The 15,312-nt window shown below is 64.0% G+C and carries 18 protein-coding genes; 8 read left to right on the top strand and 10 right to left on the bottom strand.

Going from position 1 to position 15,312, the window contains the following annotated elements; all coding sequences use genetic code 11:
• The first annotated feature begins 121 nt into the window (after positions 1 to 121).
• The 4 genes from ACTUWL_RS13340 to ACTUWL_RS13325 are packed head-to-tail and all read left to right on the top strand — an operon-like array spanning position 122 to position 2,897.
• Complete coding sequence (locus ACTUWL_RS13340) at positions 122 to 1,150, top strand: putative zinc-binding metallopeptidase (protein ID WP_021080259.1); 1,029 nt, start codon at positions 122 to 124, stop codon at positions 1,148 to 1,150.
• Complete coding sequence (locus ACTUWL_RS13335; RefSeq protein ID WP_021080260.1) at positions 1,147 to 2,181, top strand: D-alanine--D-alanine ligase family protein; 1,035 nt, start codon at positions 1,147 to 1,149, stop codon at positions 2,179 to 2,181. The genes ACTUWL_RS13340 and ACTUWL_RS13335 overlap by 4 nt, the downstream gene beginning before the upstream one ends.
• Before the next feature lie 17 nt (positions 2,182 to 2,198).
• Complete coding sequence (locus ACTUWL_RS13330) at positions 2,199 to 2,612, top strand: hypothetical protein (RefSeq protein ID WP_158267773.1); 414 nt, start codon at positions 2,199 to 2,201, stop codon at positions 2,610 to 2,612.
• Between the two features lie 48 nt (positions 2,613 to 2,660).
• The gene (locus ACTUWL_RS13325; RefSeq protein WP_021080262.1) at positions 2,661 to 2,897 is read left to right on the top strand and encodes a hypothetical protein; all 237 of its coding nucleotides are present in this window, start codon (positions 2,661 to 2,663) and stop codon (positions 2,895 to 2,897) included.
• Between the two features lie 107 nt (positions 2,898 to 3,004).
• Here ACTUWL_RS13325 and ACTUWL_RS13320 read toward each other — a convergent pair whose 3' ends face one another.
• The 3 genes from ACTUWL_RS13320 to ACTUWL_RS13310 form a co-directional block, all read right to left on the bottom strand.
• Positions 3,005 to 3,226 carry a hypothetical protein gene (locus ACTUWL_RS13320; protein WP_021080263.1) on the bottom strand — a complete coding sequence of 74 codons (222 nt, stop codon included), beginning with the start codon at positions 3,224 to 3,226 and terminating at the stop codon, positions 3,005 to 3,007.
• Positions 3,227 to 3,258: 32 nt separating this feature from the next.
• A complete protein-coding gene (locus ACTUWL_RS13315; RefSeq protein ID WP_021080264.1) occupies positions 3,259 to 3,603 on the bottom strand; it encodes a hypothetical protein in 345 nt (114 codons plus the stop codon).
• A 223-nt stretch (positions 3,604 to 3,826) separates the two neighbouring features.
• Positions 3,827 to 4,531 carry a helix-turn-helix domain-containing protein gene (locus tag ACTUWL_RS13310; protein WP_021080265.1) on the bottom strand — a complete coding sequence of 235 codons (705 nt, stop codon included), beginning with the start codon at positions 4,529 to 4,531 and terminating at the stop codon, positions 3,827 to 3,829.
• Positions 4,532 to 5,113: 582 nt separating this feature from the next.
• Here ACTUWL_RS13310 and ACTUWL_RS13305 point away from each other — a divergent pair.
• On the top strand, positions 5,114 to 6,667 hold the full coding sequence (locus ACTUWL_RS13305) for a serine hydrolase domain-containing protein (protein ID WP_035652159.1): 1,554 nt from the start codon (positions 5,114 to 5,116) through the stop codon (positions 6,665 to 6,667).
• A 363-nt stretch (positions 6,668 to 7,030) separates the two neighbouring features.
• On the opposite strand, the gene ACTUWL_RS13300 is transcribed toward ACTUWL_RS13305, so the two are convergent.
• Complete coding sequence (locus ACTUWL_RS13300; protein ID WP_021080267.1) at positions 7,031 to 7,207, bottom strand: hypothetical protein; 177 nt, start codon at positions 7,205 to 7,207, stop codon at positions 7,031 to 7,033.
• 394 nt (positions 7,208 to 7,601) lie between these two features.
• Between ACTUWL_RS13300 and ACTUWL_RS13295 the strand changes: the two genes are divergently transcribed.
• Positions 7,602 to 7,730, top strand: coding sequence for a hypothetical protein (locus tag ACTUWL_RS13295; protein ID WP_021080268.1), 129 nt, complete (start codon positions 7,602 to 7,604; stop codon positions 7,728 to 7,730).
• Here the strand turns inward: ACTUWL_RS13295 and ACTUWL_RS13290 are convergent.
• The 4 genes from ACTUWL_RS13290 to ACTUWL_RS13275 are packed head-to-tail and all read right to left on the bottom strand — an operon-like array spanning position 7,727 to position 11,332.
• On the bottom strand, positions 7,727 to 8,482 hold the full coding sequence (locus ACTUWL_RS13290) for a GntR family transcriptional regulator (RefSeq protein WP_021080269.1): 756 nt from the start codon (positions 8,480 to 8,482) through the stop codon (positions 7,727 to 7,729). The genes ACTUWL_RS13295 and ACTUWL_RS13290 overlap by 4 nt on opposite strands.
• Positions 8,483 to 8,488: 6 nt before the next feature.
• Entirely contained in the window at positions 8,489 to 9,469 is a 981-nt protein-coding gene (locus ACTUWL_RS13285; protein WP_021080270.1) for a Gfo/Idh/MocA family protein, read from the bottom strand.
• Positions 9,466 to 10,353: an NAD(P)-dependent oxidoreductase gene (locus tag ACTUWL_RS13280; protein WP_021080271.1), complete on the bottom strand. Its 888-nt coding sequence runs from the start codon at positions 10,351 to 10,353 to the stop codon at positions 9,466 to 9,468. Before ACTUWL_RS13280 ends, ACTUWL_RS13285 begins: the two co-directional genes overlap by 4 nt.
• 19 nt (positions 10,354 to 10,372) lie before the next feature.
• Positions 10,373 to 11,332 carry a Bug family tripartite tricarboxylate transporter substrate binding protein gene (locus ACTUWL_RS13275; protein WP_021080272.1) on the bottom strand — a complete coding sequence of 320 codons (960 nt, stop codon included), beginning with the start codon at positions 11,330 to 11,332 and terminating at the stop codon, positions 10,373 to 10,375.
• Positions 11,333 to 11,464: 132 nt separating this feature from the next.
• Here ACTUWL_RS13275 and ACTUWL_RS13270 point away from each other — a divergent pair, with 132 nt between their 5' ends.
• The gene (locus tag ACTUWL_RS13270; RefSeq protein ID WP_106940352.1) at positions 11,465 to 11,860 is read left to right on the top strand and encodes a carboxymuconolactone decarboxylase family protein; all 396 of its coding nucleotides are present in this window, start codon (positions 11,465 to 11,467) and stop codon (positions 11,858 to 11,860) included.
• 159 nt (positions 11,861 to 12,019) lie between these two features.
• A complete protein-coding gene (locus ACTUWL_RS13265; protein WP_021080274.1) occupies positions 12,020 to 13,276 on the top strand; it encodes an aminopeptidase in 1,257 nt (418 codons plus the stop codon).
• A gap of 7 nt (positions 13,277 to 13,283) precedes the next feature.
• On the opposite strand, the gene ACTUWL_RS13260 is transcribed toward ACTUWL_RS13265, so the two are convergent.
• Complete coding sequence (locus ACTUWL_RS13260) at positions 13,284 to 14,216, bottom strand: GNAT family N-acetyltransferase (RefSeq protein ID WP_021080275.1); 933 nt, start codon at positions 14,214 to 14,216, stop codon at positions 13,284 to 13,286.
• 11 nt (positions 14,217 to 14,227) lie between these two features.
• Positions 14,228 to 15,277, bottom strand: a complete 1,050-nt coding sequence (locus ACTUWL_RS13255) for an amidohydrolase family protein (protein ID WP_021080276.1) — start codon at positions 15,275 to 15,277, stop codon at positions 14,228 to 14,230.
• Between the last annotated feature and the right edge of the window lie 35 nt (positions 15,278 to 15,312).

Raw genomic sequence — 15,312 nt, 5'->3', positions numbered from 1 at the left:
CGGCCGTGGCTGCCCCAAAACCGGGACGGACCACGGCCTGCTGCAGAAGCCCGGCGGTTGTTGCCGGCGGCAACCTATGACACCATCCCGATTCCGGTTTGTTCTTGACTTTTGGAAGCCCATGCCGCGCCGCAAATATGCCTGGGAGCAGCTCACGGACGAACAGTTGCTCAAGCAACGCCTCAGCAGTCTGAGGGTTGCGGTCGAAGGCACCTGGCTCGCGGATTGCGTCGGCACGCTCTACGAAGAGCTCGAGGAGCGCGGCATAAGGCTGCGGCCGCACACCTGGATCTCGAGCGAATGGTTCAGCCCGGCGGATGTGCCCGGCATCGCGATTCCGTTCTATCTCGCCCATCCGCGCCTGATGAAGCTCGAGAAGAAGATGATGCTCGACGTCGAGGGCGCCTCGTGGTCCGAGTGCATGGCCATTCTCCGCCACGAGGCGGGCCACGCCGTGCAGCACGGCTACCAGTTGCAACGCCGCCGCCGCTGGCAGCAGCTGTTCGGTCCATCGTCGCAGCACTACCCGCGCTACTACCGGCCCAATCCGGCCAGCCGCAATTATGTCCAGCATCTGCGGCTTTGGTACGCGCAGAGCCATCCGGACGAGGATTTCGCCGAGACCTTCGCGGTGTGGCTGCGGCCGCGCTCGAACTGGCGGACGCGCTATGCCGGCTGGCCGGCGCTGAAGAAGCTCGAATATGTCGACGAGCTGATGGGCGAGATCGCCGGCAAGCGGCCGCTGCTTACGACGCGCGAGCGCGTCGATCCGTTGCGCGAGCTCAAGCAGACGCTCGGCGAGCACTACAAGAAGAAGCAGGCGTTCTACGCATTCACGCCGCCGAAGACCTATGACCGCGATCTGTCCAAGCTGTTCTCCGCCGATCCGCGGCATCAGCGGTATCAGCCGGCTGCAGTGTTCATCAGGCGGCATCGTGCTCACATCAGGCAGCTGGTCGCGCGCTGGACCGGCGAGAATCAGTTGACGCTCGATGCCGTGCTCGACGACATGATCTCGCGCTGCCGCGAGCTCAATCTGCGTGCCGTCGGCCCCGAGCAGAAGCTCGTGACCAACTTCATCATCCTGCTGACCGCCAAGACCATGCACGCGCTGTTCGGTCCGTCGCGCCGCAAATGGATCGCGCTATGAAGCATTTCCGCATCCTGGTGCTGATGCATCCCGACTGTGTGCCGCCCGATAGCAGCGATGGATATTCCGCGCGGGAAATCAACGAGTGGAAGACCGAATACGATGTCGTCAGCACCCTGCGTACGGCCGGCCATGAGGTTCGGCCGCTCGGCGTGCAGGAGGAGATCAAGCCGGTGCGCGACGCGATCGAAGGCTTCAAGCCGCACATCGTGTTCACGCTGCTGGAGGAGTTTCACTACGACGTGGTGTATGACCAGCACATCGCGAGCTATCTCGAGCTGATGAAGATCCCCTATACCGGGTGCAACCCGCGCGGCCTGATCCTGGCGCGCGGCAAGGATCTGTCCAAGACGCTGGTGCATCATCGCCGGGTCCCGGTGCCGGCCTTCGCCGTGTTTCCGATGCGCCGCAAGGTCAAGCGGCCGCCGCGTCTCGAACTGCCGCTGATCGTCAAGAGCCTGAGCAGCGACGGATCGCTCGGCATCTCGCAGGCGTCGATCGTCGATACCGACGAGAAGCTGGTGGAGCGCGTCGCCTTCATCCACGAGCGGATCGGAACCGCGGCCATCGCCGAGCAGTTCATCGAGGGCCGCGAGCTTTATGTCGGCGTGCTCGGCAACAACCGGCTGCGGGTGCTGCCGGTGTGGGAATTGAAGTTCGGCAGCATGGGCGGCCCCGGCGCGCGGCATATCGCGACCGAAAAAGCCAAGCACGATACCAACTATCAGGAGCGCATCGGGATTGCGGATGGCCCGGCCGACGACCTCACGCCCGAACTATCCGCGCATATTCAGCGGCTGGCGAAACGCATCTACCGGACGCTGGGGCTCGACGGCTACGCGCGCATCGACTTCCGCCTGTCGACCAGCGGCGTGCCGTATTTCATCGAAGCCAATCCCAATCCCGAGATCGCCAAGAGCCAGGAGTTCGCGATGGCGGCCGGGCATGTCGGGCTCGATTACCCGGGTCTGTTGAACCGGATCGTGACACTCGGAATCAGCCGCGCCAAGGCCGGCGTATCGCTGGGCTGAACCGGAGGCCCTGAAGCATGATCCGGAAAAGTGCGAAGCGGTTTTCCGGAAAGATCATGCTCAAGAAGGGGCTAAAGCGCGATGACGATTCAACCCAATCTCATCGCGCTTTAGAGGCTGCGCTGCATCGTGTGACGTCGCGCGTCTCTGGGGATGAACATCGCAAACGTTTCCCTAACGCGCGCCGCCGGCGTCGCGTCGGGGGCGGTCGCAGAAGCAGGGGCGGCCGCGACACGAAATTCATCCGGGTTAGGCCATCGCCGTACAAAGATGTCGCCGACGGGTGCCGCCATGAGCAGGCCGTCGCTGCGGCAGGTGTCGTAGACGTACAAAACGGCAAGAAAAATCGATACGACAACAAGGATCGTTCTGAAAAACGGCATTGTGTTTGCGCCTTCTTGATTGAGGCGGACAATGCCCGGCGACGGTGAACCGCGCGTTTAGCTGCCCGGCCGATCGGCCGGTAAGGTTCTCAACTCATGAATGCGGACGTAAACGGCTCGCTTACCAACGCCCTCAAGGTTACGGCAACCAGCTTTGCTCACCAGCCTGCAAGGAGTCTCTGGCATCAAGGGATCAAGAAAAAGACTGAGGAGGCCACCATGTTCGTCGCCATTCGAGTCATGATCCTGATCGCCAGCGCCTATGCAGGCTCGGCCGTCGCAGAGATGCAATTCGCGCCGCTGCCGAGCCTTGCGGCACCGTCCGCGCCGTAAGACTGGCGGGCCGCATTTCCTGATGTGATCGAAGCGAGCGCTGCGCCGATCATTGACGATCATGGAGCCTCCGCTGCCGATCCAGTTCAACCTGATCGCATCACGCTTCAGGTCAGCCGCTTTCGGTTCAGGAATTCCTGCATCGCGTCGTGACTGGCCGGCAGGCTGTCGTCCAGCAACAGGAAGTGCACGCAGCCTTCGACGGTTTGCGACGTACGCGCGAATTGTTCGGCAAGGCTCAGGACGATTGCGCGCTTGTCCGGCTCCATGATGCAATAGAACGCCAGCGTGAGCCGCAGGGCTTCCTTGTCGTCGGGGCGTCCAAGCATTCGAGTCTCCGGGAGTTCGCAGCAGTCTGCATCTAGGGACCTTCCGGCGGCGTCGGTGCGTGACGAGCGCTGGAGGCCGTCGCTCTGGAGAGCATCTCGATGGTCGTCGATAGGCTCTTGAATGCGGCCATGAACTCCTTGCGGGAGATCCACAGTCTTTCGAGCAACTCGTCGCGCGACCTAGGGTCAGCCTGGCGCTCGATTAGTTCCTCGATGGCCGTCGTGACCTCGAGAATGCCACCGATCTGGCGCCGGACCGAGAGGCAGGCCAACAGGGCCGCAGAGATATCTCCCTGCGGCCGGCTCGCCGATGAAGCCGTCTGCTTCGACAGATGGGCGCGATTGCGGAACTGCTGGAGATCGATGATGCGTCCCATTCAAAGCATAGTCCCGCTCGTCCGCGTACAAAAGAAGAGTTCGGCCAATGCGTTGCGCTGAGTGTTTCGGAGCGGAAACATCAGGCCGCGATCGGCACCAAGAAATCGGAACAGCCCGAGGCCGGTCACGAAATCGGAAACATCGCGCGGAGCGTAATACGTCGCGTGCGCAATTCACCTCGTAACTTTACTAGTTCTGCGCGCCGTGATCGTGCCGCACATCCTACAACAGCTTCAGGCGGATCGCGATGGTTGCAGCATGCACCTTGTTCGTCGCATTCAATTTGCGCGTGGCGTTGCGCAGGTGGAATTCAACTGTTCTGGCGCTTCTGCCTATGATTGCTGCAGTTTCTCCAGCGGTCTTGCCAGCGCTGACCCATTTCAAGCACTCGCGCTCCTTGTCGGTGAGATCGCCTTCGACGGTCTCGCGGCGATAGTCGTCTGCCGCATTTCGAGCGGCCGGCGGGTCGTTGGGCTCGTCGGGCCATCGCGCGGCCTGTCCTGCTGCGGCCGTCCGGAATTCGGTGATGTCGGTGACGCAGCCGATCGCGCGACGGTGATGGCTGGAGGAATCCAGGATCAGGCAGGCGACCGAACGCAGCCAACGTATTTCTCCGGATGGCCGCACGATCCTGAATTCGACGCGGTAGTATTCGTTTCTCGCGAGCAACGCGGATACTTCGGCGTCGTCTATTCTGGTCGCGATCTCCAGATCGTCAGGATGAATATAGGGCTTGAAAGCCTCTATCGACGTGATCGGGTGCGTCGCCTGATCCAGCCCCAAAATCTCGTACCAGCGCTCGTTGCAGAACAGCATGTCGGCGTCGATATCGTAATCCCACAGGCCGCCTCCCATGGCCTTGAACGAGAGTGACAGGCGTTCATATTCGAGTTGATCGACTGCCTTTTCCTTGGCTGGCTTCCGCATCGTGCTTGGCCTCAAACGCTCCGTTGACTTTGCCAGTGCACTTCCGCGCTTTTAAAAAGCGTAGCTTGATCGCGTATCGAATCTCCCGGATTTGGCGGAGTTACAGATCGATTTGCAAGTGCCGAGTGGTCACGATCGCAGATCGGTGCGACATTGATGAACAAAGGTTTGGATCGCAGTCGGCGATGCGCAGGATTGCGGCATTGGTCGTCCTTGCCGCGGGTCTTCTCGTATCGAACGCAGACGCGACGACCTGCATTTGTTCGAACAATCTGTCCGGATGTGGTTTCTCCGGAAGGCTGGCGTTGAACTTCAACCCATCGAACTTCAACGGGGGTGTATCGCCGGTCCCGGGAGATGCAGGCACGGCTTGGCGCTGCCACTTGCCTGGATATTCCGGCCGGTACGCCCGCTGGAAAGCGGTTGCGGCCATATCGACGGAAGCCCGATGCTCGTCAACGGCAGTGTCACGGCGTGCATTGCCAGGGCCAATTATCCGAATATTAGCGAGGGCGGAGATTGACAGGAACGCGATGCGTCGCCGATGGTGCGGCGGCACGGCCGTATCGCAGCGAGACACCGATGCAAGTTCAACGATGGGCTCTGTCGATGCTTGCCGGGCTTGCGGTCCTGGCTCTGTCGGGTGCTGCTGGCGCACAGGGTGGTGCCCCCGATCCGATGTGGCCGAGCCGGCAATGGCAGACCGCGACACCGGAAGAACAGGGGATGGACTCTGCGGCGCTGGCGAGGCTCGTCAATTATGGCGCGGTGCGCAGCTTCGATAGCCTCTTGATCGCGCGTCACGGCCAGATCGTGCTCGACGCCTATTATGCGCCGTACACGCCCGAGATCCCGCACCTCCTCAATTCCGTCACCAAGGCGGTGACCGGTACATTGGTTGCGATGTTGCTTAAAGAGGGCGTGCTCGATAGCCTCGACCATCGCTTGGTGGATTTCTTCGGCGACCGCACCATTGCAAATCTCGATGACCGCAAGCGGGCGATCACGGTCCAGACCATGCTCGACATGACTTCCGGCATGGCGTGGACCGAAGGCGTCGAGGGCGGGCGGCCGGACTCGCTGATCGAATGGGAGCGTAGCCCCGACGTGATCCAGTTCATCCTCGACCGTCCAATGGCGAAGGCGCCGGGCGAGGCGTTTTATTACAACACCGGCAATCCGCAGCTCCTGGCCGCGATCATCAACAAGCTCACCGGGATGAGCGCGCGGGACTATGCGGTGACGAAGCTGTTTCGCACGCTCGGAATTGCCGCGCCCTATTGGCACAGCATCGGGCCGGGGCTGACCCAGGGCGGCGGCGGACTGCTGCTCGCGCCGCGCGACGCCGCCAAGATCGGGTTGCTCTATCTGCATGACGGCGAATGGGAGGGACAGCGGCTGCTGCAGTCGGGCTGGGTCGATCGCATCAGGCACGCGACGACAGACATGCACGCTTCATTCGATCCTTCCCTGCATTATGCCAATTTCTTCTGGGTGATGCCGAAGCGCCAGGTCGTCATGGCGGTGGGCGATCGCTGCCAGCTGATCATGATATTTCTCGCGCTCGACATCGTCGCGGTGGTGACCGCGCGTGACTACTGCTCGTTCGGCAGAATGGCCGACGACATTTCCGGCGCGGTCAAGTCCGACACCGCGCTGCCGGTGAATTCCGCCGGCGGCAATCAGCTTGCTGCCGCGCTGCGCGAGATCGCGACGGAAAAGCCATCGGCCGTCGGCGCCATGCCCGAGACCGCTGCCGCCATCTCGGGCAAGACCTGGCGCTTCCCGGCCAACGGCCTCAACCTGCGGGCGCTGACACTGCATCTGACCGATCCGTCCGCGCGCTACGAGCTGGAAACGGCGACGCCGGATCCGGCGCGGCCGGTGATCAAACTGACGGGACCGATCGGGCTCGACGGGACCTACCGTCTCGGCCAGCCGACGCCGCTCGGCGTGATGGCGCTCAAGGGGACGTGGCTGGACGGTGAGAGGCTCGCGATCGACCTGCGCCTGGTCGGCGGCGACACCGATCGCAAATGGCTGCTCTCGTTTGGCAGCGGCAAGGCGAGGCTCAGCGGCAAGGATCGCTTCGGCCACGACGTGCAGGTCGATGCGGAGACGCCCGGTGCGCAATAGCGTGATTGAGGCGCCGGCAAAGGCGAGAATCCGGAATCGGGAAGGCGCTGAAGGGGCGAAACGAAATGCAATGCTCGGACAATTCCTGTCTTGAGAATGCGAACATACGGCTCACGAACAATGCCACACGCTCACTGTCGTCCCGGCGAAGGCCGGGACCGATAACCACCGATGGTCATTGTTGAGCGATGCCGGGACGACGAGTCCGCTTCACGACATCCGCCGCGGACTATGGGTCCCGGCCTTCGCCGGGACGACGCCCGCGAGGAGTCATGGACTCACTTGATGGATCACCCGCGCAGCATGCGCGGGTGATGACACCGAGAACATGGGGCTGTTTGACAGTCGAACCGGTAGCAGACTCTAGTGGTCGGTCTTCGGCGTCTTGGCCGACATGTCGAGCCCGAGCTGAAGGGCGCGCTCCTGGCGTTCTTCGGACAAGAACCTCAGCTCCCGTTCCAGCGACCGCGCAACCTCGTCCTGGGTTTGCTGGGAGTGGCGGCGGGAGCCGCCATGCGGTTTGGCCGGTTGGGCAGTCACGGGGATCCTTTGTCATCACAGTGTCACAGGTGCAGGCATGCCACGGCCAGAGTCGCGGCGACAATCAAAAAGAATTCAGCGGACGCCATTTGGAACGTTTGTTGGGCATCTGACTCCAATTTGAGCAGGAAATTCTCCCTGGCCTCGACCTATGCCTTGGTTCGAATGGAGTCGCGTCCGGTCGGGCTTGCGCTCTCATCAATTCGGATGAGAGTGCCCGGTTCCCTCGAAATCATTTCCGAAATCGCACGAAGACGTCCTGAAACCGACAAGGTCTAACCTTAGTAGCGTTGTGAACAACGGGTGCCTGATGAGACGCTGACAATGCGGTCGTGAGATTCACGACCGAGGTCGTGCAATCAGTACTCGTCAGACGCTGGGGATGATCTCGGAAATGAAGAAGCCGAATGCTGTGCCATATGTCTGGGCGGCCGCGCTGATCGCGGTCGCGATCTGGGGCGTGAGCGGCGCGCCGCAGATGGCACATACATCTGCCCCCACGCATCTGGCGCGGGCTCGCTAGAGCTTCGGCCGCAGCGAGCGCTGCATATCCATCGTGTAGGTGTAGCGCCCTTCCGGGTGCGTGGTGATGGTGACCTCGAACAGTTCCTCGCGCAGGCCGTAGTAGCGGCGGACCACGGTGAGCGCCGGCGATCCGGTCTTGACGTCGAGCGCCTTGGCGATCGGCGCCGGCATCCCCCGCACGAAGATTTCCATCTGCGCACGCTCGGTGACCTGGCCGTACATCTTCGCGATCTGCTCGTGCACCGGGGTGCGGCCGTGGTCGCTGCGGGTCACGACATCGGCGAATCGGCGCAGCACGTAAATCTCGGTCCAGCCGAGCGGGGCGGCGAACTGGTCGGAGCGGCGCACCGCCTCGATCAGGAACCAGCTCTTGCCGGGCTCGCATTTCAACTGCGCGGCCAGCTTCCGATCGGCGACGATGTCGCTGCTGCCAACCACGTCGCGGTAGGTTTCGTTGGAATAGCGCAGCCATTCGCCGAGCGACTTGACGCTGTGGGTGAACAGCACCGGCGGCTCGGAGGCGATCACCACCGAACCGAGGCCGGCGCGGCGCACGATCAGGCCTTGATCGATCAGGATGCGCAGCGCCTCGCGCACGGTCTGGCGGCTCGCCTGGTAGCTCGCCATCAGTTCGGTCTCGGTCGGCAGCAGATTGCCGACCGCGTAGGTGCCGAGGCGGATATCCTTCTGCAGCCCGGTGGCGATGTCGCGATAGCGGGACGATCTCGCCCTGTCCGGTTGTTCAGACATGGCAGATCACTGGTATGCCAAATGGCAGGCGACTGGATGTCCCGACTGCATCGATTGCAGCGCGGCCTCGAATGCCGCGAGCGTCGCCAGCACGTCAGCTTGGGGCACCGGGAACGGCTGCTTGCGTTCGACCGCGTCGGCAAAGGCGGTAAGTTCCGCGGTCAGCGTGTTGACTGCCGGATAGCGTGTCGTTGCAGGCGCCTCGCCGGATTTCCGTAGCACCATCGTCCCCTCGTCGAGCACTTCTGCGGATCCCTTCATCCCGAACACATGCACGCGCCAATAGAACGGTGTTGCGCGGACCGTAGCAAGGGTTGCACTCACGCCATTCACAAATTCAATCGCTAAAGTTGCAGCGTCGAGCGGCGGCGGTCCGGCCTCGCGTTCATTCAAGCGGGCATAAACCTGTCGGGCAGGACCAAGGAGGCTGACGAAGCCGTCGAGCACATGCAGGCCCGCGCCGGTCAGCCCGCCGCCAGGCGACTCCTCGGGCGACAACCGCCAGCCCTGCATGATGGCCTGCGAGTTCTCGTTGCTGTTGTGCCCCTCGACATGCAGGATCGTGCCGAGCTCGCCACTGGCCGTGATCGCGCGGAGCGCCTGCATCGACGGCCAGAACCTTCGGTTATGCCCGACCGCGAGCAACACACCGGCATTGCGGCAGGCAGCGAACATCTCGGCCGCATCGTCGCGCCGCAGCGCCAGCGGCTTCTCGCAAAACACCTGCTTGCCGGCTCCGGCGGCCGCGATGACCTGGCGCTTGTGCAGCGAATGCGGTGTTGCCAGCAGCACGGCATCGATGCCGGGCTCGGCGAGGACATCGTCCAGGCTGGGGGTGAGGGAGAGGCCATGCGTCGCGCAAAAGCCCGCGGCGCCGCCGACATCGGGTTCCACCGCGCTGGTGATCCTCAGTCGTGGCTCGCCTTGCGCAGCCTCGACCAGCGCGCGGCCCCAGCGGCCGAGGCCCGCGATCGCACAATTGATCATGAATGTTCCTTGTCCTGACTGCGTCCGGCCCGGATCGCCTCGATCACTGCGGCGCTGTCGCTGTCCGGGCCCCGAAGCGCGATCGCCGCGCGCAGCAACTCGGCCTGCACTGACGTCAGCGGCAAGCGCAGGCCGCATCGACCTGCCTCGCGCAGAATCAGCTCGGCGTCCTTCAAGGTCTGCGCGAGATGCGATTGCGGCGAGAAGTCCCGCGCCAGCATCTTTGGTCCCTTGCTGTCCATCACCTTGGAATATGCCGCCGATTGCCGCGCGGTCGCAAGGAACGTCGCCCCGTCGAGGCCGAGCGCTTCGGCAAGGGCGAGGCCTTCGGCCAAAGCGGCGCGGTTGTTCTGCAGGATCAGGTTGATGGCGAGCTTGGTGCGGCTCGCATTACCGATCGCGCCGACATTGATCCGCCGCGGGCAGAGGACGTCGAGCGTCGCTGCTGCGGCGGCGATGATGTCGGCGTCGCCGGCGACCAGCGCGGTGGCGGTGCCGGCGCCGACCTCAGCGCTGGTGCCCGAGATCGGCGCTTCGATGAAGGGCAGGCGTGAGCGCGCCGCGAATTCGGCGATGACAGTGATTTCGCCCGGCGCACACGTGGTGGTGCAGATGACGAGCGGCGGCGGCCTGGTGTTCGCAAGGTCCGGCAGCAGGCCCTCGACCTGGGCCGCGTCATACACTGCGATGACGATGACGCGGCAGCGCGCCGCGACGTCGGCAGCGAAGGCCGCGAACTCGGCACCGCTGGCCCGCAGTCCATCCTGCTTCGCAGCATCGACGTCGAAGCCGATCACGCCGATGCCGGCATCGATCAGGCGTGCCGAGAGCGCTGATCCCATCAGGCCCAGGCCGATCATGCCGACAGGTGTCTCGCGAGCCATGATGCGCCGCCGCTTCGCGCTATTGCGGCTGGATGCCGGCCGCCTTGACCTCCGCCGACCAGCGCACGACCTCGCTTTTGACGAAGGCGCCGAACTCGGCGGGCGTCAGCGGTGCCACGATCACCCCGACATCGGCGAGCTTCTTCCTGGTCTCCGGCATCGCGAGGTACTTCGCGCACTCCGCATGGATCTTGTTGACGATGGGGGCCGGCGTGCCGGCCGGCGCGAACAGCCCGTACCAGATCGTGGCCTCGAAGCCCGGCATGGCTTCCGACAGCGCGGGCAGGCCGGGGGTGAGCTCGTTGCGGGCCGCCGACGTCACTGCGATGCCGCGCAGCGTGCCGCCCTGCATCTGCGGGATCGCGACCGAGAAATCGCCGAAGGTCAGGTCGATCACCCCCGCCATCACGTCGGTCATCGCCTGCGGCACTCCGCGGTAGGATGCCGCGATCAGCGACAGGCCGCCGCGGGACTGCAGCTGCGCGACCGAGATCTGCGATGCGCCGGAGCCGTAGCCCGCGGTCAGATTTGGATTGGCCTTGGCGTAGCTGAGGAACTGCGGCAGGTCCTTGGCCGCAAGCTTCGGGTTGACCAGCAGCACCATCGCCGTCGTGGTGGTGCGGATGACAGGCGCGAAATCCTTCACCGGGTCGTAGGGCAGGCTCTTCAACGTCGCGACGTTGCTGGCATGGGTGGTGTTGGTGCCCATCAGCAGCGTGTAGCCGTCGGGCGCGCTGCGGGCGACTTCCTGGGTGCCGATGCTGCCGAGCGCGCCGGCGCGATTCTCGATCAGCACGGTCTGGCCGAACGCATCCTGCAGATGCTGGCCAACCAGCCGCGCGACATTGTCGGGGCCGGCGCCGGCCGGGAAGGGCACGATGATCCGGATCGGCCGTTGCGGGAAATCGTCCGCGGCGACCGCCGGCAGGACCCGAAGCGCAGCGAGCAGGACGACGAGCAGCCCCAGCCGTAACTTCATCCCGGTCCCTTCCCGTGCCTGCTTTTCCCAAATTTATACGGACAAATAAGTCTGAAATGCAAGCAGATGGCCCGTCGGAATATTGAGACGCGGCAAATTTATCCGTATAAATAGCCCATTCAGAGGAGCCAGATGACGATGGTGGACATCAGCGATCTCCATGCGCGCGGGCTGCGCCGGCGCCAGAAGATGTTCGGCGAGGTCGATGTCGCCAAGCGGATGGCGGCCGCCGGCGATTTTGGCACGCCGCTGCAAAACATCATCAATGCCTACGTCTATGGCGACGTCTGGGAGCGCAGTGGGCTGTCTGACCAGATCCGCAGCCTCGTGATGCTCGGCATCACCGCGGCGAGCAGCAAGCCCGCCGAGTTCCGCGTTCATGCCAAGGGCGCGTTGGCCAATGGCTGCACCGCCGCGCAGGTGCAGGACGTGCTGCTGCTGGTTGCGATGTATTGCGGCATTCCGGCTGCGATCGAGACCAGCAAGATCGCGGCCGAGGTGTTCGGCGAGGCGCCTCCGAAGGCGTAGGGTTCGCGCCGGGGCCAAACAGGCGGACACGCGCCGGAGCGGTAAATTCGACGCGAATGCTCGCTGCCGCGTGATCGGGCGCGGCAGGCTGGAACCTTGCGGATGCGGATCGAATTGGACTACGAATCCTGAAGAGATCCTCAAACGACACGGCGCTTCATGACCGCACATCAACGCAACCTTTCCGCCTCGATCGATCCGGTGAAGCTCGATCGGCTCGCCGAAGTCGCGATCAAGGTCGGCCTGCAGCTGCAACCGGGGCAGGATCTGCTGCTGACGGCGCCCGCCGCGGCGATGCCGCTGGTGCGGCGGGTCGTCGAGCATGCCTACAAGGCCGGCGCGGGTCTCGTGACCCCGTTCTTCTCGGACGAGGAGCTCACGCTGGCGCGCTACCGCTACGGCAACGATGCGAGTTTCGATCGCGCCGCCGGCTGGCTCTACGAGGGCATGGCGAAGGCGTTCGGCGCCAACACCGCGAGGCTTGCGATCGTCGGCGACAATCCGATGCTGCTGTCGGGCGAGGATCCGACCAAGGTGGCCCGCGCCAGCAAGGCCAATTCGATCGCCTACCAGCCGGCGCTGCAGAAGATCGTCAATTTCGACACCAACTGGAACATCATCGCCTATCCCAGCACGTCCTGGGCGAAGCAGGTATTCCCTGATGATGCCGAGGACGTTGCGGTGGCAAAGCTCGCGGATGCGATCTTCTCCGCCTCCCGGGTCGATCAGGACGGCGCCGTCGCCAATTGGGAAAGGCACAACGCGAGACTGCGCGAGCGCACCGAATGGCTGAACGGCCAGCGCTTCCACGCGTTGAAATATTCCGGCCCCGGCATGGACCTGACCATCGGCCTCGCCGACGGTCATGAATGGGAAGGCGGCGCCTCGACCGCGAAGAACGGCATCGTCTGCAATGCCAACATCCCGACCGAGGAGGTGTTCACCACGCCGCACTGCCGCCGCGTCAGCGGCCATGTCGTCAGCTCCAAGCCGCTGTCCTATCAGGGCACGCTGATCGATAATATCTCGGTCAGGTTCGAAGAGGGCCGCATCGTCGAGGCCAAGGCCTCGCGCGGCGAGGAAGTGCTGAACAAGGTGCTCGACACCGACGAGGGCGCGCGCCGTCTCGGCGAGGTCGCGCTGGTGCCGCATTCATCGCCGATCTCGAAGAGCGGCCTGCTGTTCTTCAACACGCTGTTCGACGAGAACGCCGCCTCGCACATCGCGCTCGGCCAGTGCTACTCGAAATGCTTCGTCAACGGCGACAGACTGACACCGCAACAGATCGCCGAGCAGGGCGGCAACAAGAGCCTCATTCATATTGACTGGATGATCGGCTCCGCCCATACCGACATCGACGGCATCCATGCCGACGGCCGCAGCGTGCCGGTGTTCCGCAAGGGCGAGTGGGCGTAACAGCCCGCTAGCGGAACCTCCGCTCCCGCGCGGCGAGCAGGTCGCCCCGCGTGGCGCTGAAGCGGCATGTCTCGTGCTGCGGTCGGAAGCCGAGCCGGCGATAGATCTTCAGCGCGGGGGCATTGCGGCTCGAGACGTTGAGCCAGCAGGGATGCTCGACCGAGACGTCATGCGCGCTGAGTACGCGGTAGACCAGGAGTTGGCCGAGCCCGCGTCCCTGCCGCGCCGGGTCGACGGCGACCGACTCGATCCACATCGAGTTCCGCTCCGGCTCGGTCAGGCAGTAGCCCGACATCTGTCCGTCTTCCGACGCGATCCAGACCTCGGTCTCGGTCAGGACCTGCGCCATCTCCTCCGGCGAGTACAGGCGGAAGGCGGCGTCCGAGGCATAGGCGGCGTTGTGGATGCGCGCGACCTCGGCCGCGCAGGCGGTCACGTCGCTGACCTGTTCGATGGTGGCGCGGGCCGCCGCGAGGGTGCGCGCCGGCTGCAATGGCTCGACGCATTTCATCCCGATCTCGGACTCGAGATGAACAAACCCGAAAGCGGAGACGAAGGCCATTCCGGCCGGCCAGTCACTGCTCACCAATGTTTGCACGATCAGGTCGGGATCGGTCTCGATTGCGATGATGTCGTCGAACAGGGCCAGACCAATCCGGCGCCGCCGCATCTCGGGCGCCACGACGATCTTGAGGAACCGGGACTGATGCGCGCCCTGATCGCGCAACGAGGATTCGGCGAGACCGACCAGTCGGCCATTTCGCTCGGCAACACGGAAGTCGCGCCCGCCACGGTTCTGCGGCAGTTTCAGGAACTGGTCCCACTGCGGCAGCGCAACAGGGCCCAGCCGCGGTTCCACCACAGCTGCCTTTGCGTAGAGTTCGACCACCGCTTCCGCATCAGCCTCTCGAAGCGGCCGGATGGTGATGCCGTCATCCATGAGTCGCAAGTTTACCCGATGTCGAGCCGATAGACATCCTTTGCCGTATTCAAGAACAACGCCGTCTTCTCGACTTCGCTATATTGTGATGCAAGCCGTTTAAAGGTGTTGAAGATCACCTGATAGCTGCACTGTCCCTTGTCAGGTGGGAAGTTGCTCTCGAACATGCAACGGTTCGGCCCGAACGCCTCGATGCAGGTCTCCACATAAGGCCGCCAGGCGGCGGCGAGTTCCTCGGACGAGGGCGGCCGGGGGCGAAGGTGGAAGTCGTAGCCCAGCAGGCACATCGCCAGCCCGCCGAGCTTGACCACGACGTTCTGGCACCGGGCGATCTCCTGGATCGAGGCCCTCCAGACCGGAAAGGTCTCCTCGCGCTTGCCGGCGAAGCGGCCGGTGCCGACCGGCCCGCCGCAATGGTCGAGCACGATCCGGGTGTCGGGAAAGGCGCGGGCAAGGTCGGTGAGCTCGCCGATCTGCGGGTGGAACAACCAGGCGTCGAAGCTGAGGCCGAGCGGCGCCAGGCACGCGAACCCCCTACGAAAGGTGGAATCCAGCAGAATGCCCTTCGGCCGGTTCGCATACATGTGCGCGACATTCGGATCCTCGTCCCAGGCCGAGGAGTGGCGGATGCCGCGGAACCGGCCGTTGCCGGCGGCAATCTCCGCCTCCAGCACCGCCCTGGCCTGGTCGCCGATCAGGAGGTTAACATGGCTGACGATGCCGGCGCAGATCGCCGCCCTGCCGTAGCCGCCGCTCGCCGCCATCGCCGCGACGCCGTTGGCGAACTCGACCTCGCCGACCGGGCGGAATGCCTCCGGCCCGTCGGCGCGATACATCGACCGGCAGTCGACATAGACGGTGGCGACGATGTTGTGGCCCGAGGCGATGTCGTCGCGCATCTCCTCGATCAGATAGCGCAAGCCTCCGCGATCCCAGAGATGGTGGTGCGGGTCGACGATCGGCCTGTCGGGATCGATGATCGCCTCGGTGTACTGGGCGAGCCAGTCTTCGCGCGGATTGGCATAGAGCCCGCTGGCAGAGGCGGGCAGGGTGCTGGCCATGGATTTTTCACTCCCGTTTGGTTTTGCTTCTTCTT

It is taken from the genome of Bradyrhizobium sp. WCU1 (assembly GCF_053474805.1).
This window is presented reverse-complemented; position numbering and strand designations above follow the sequence as displayed.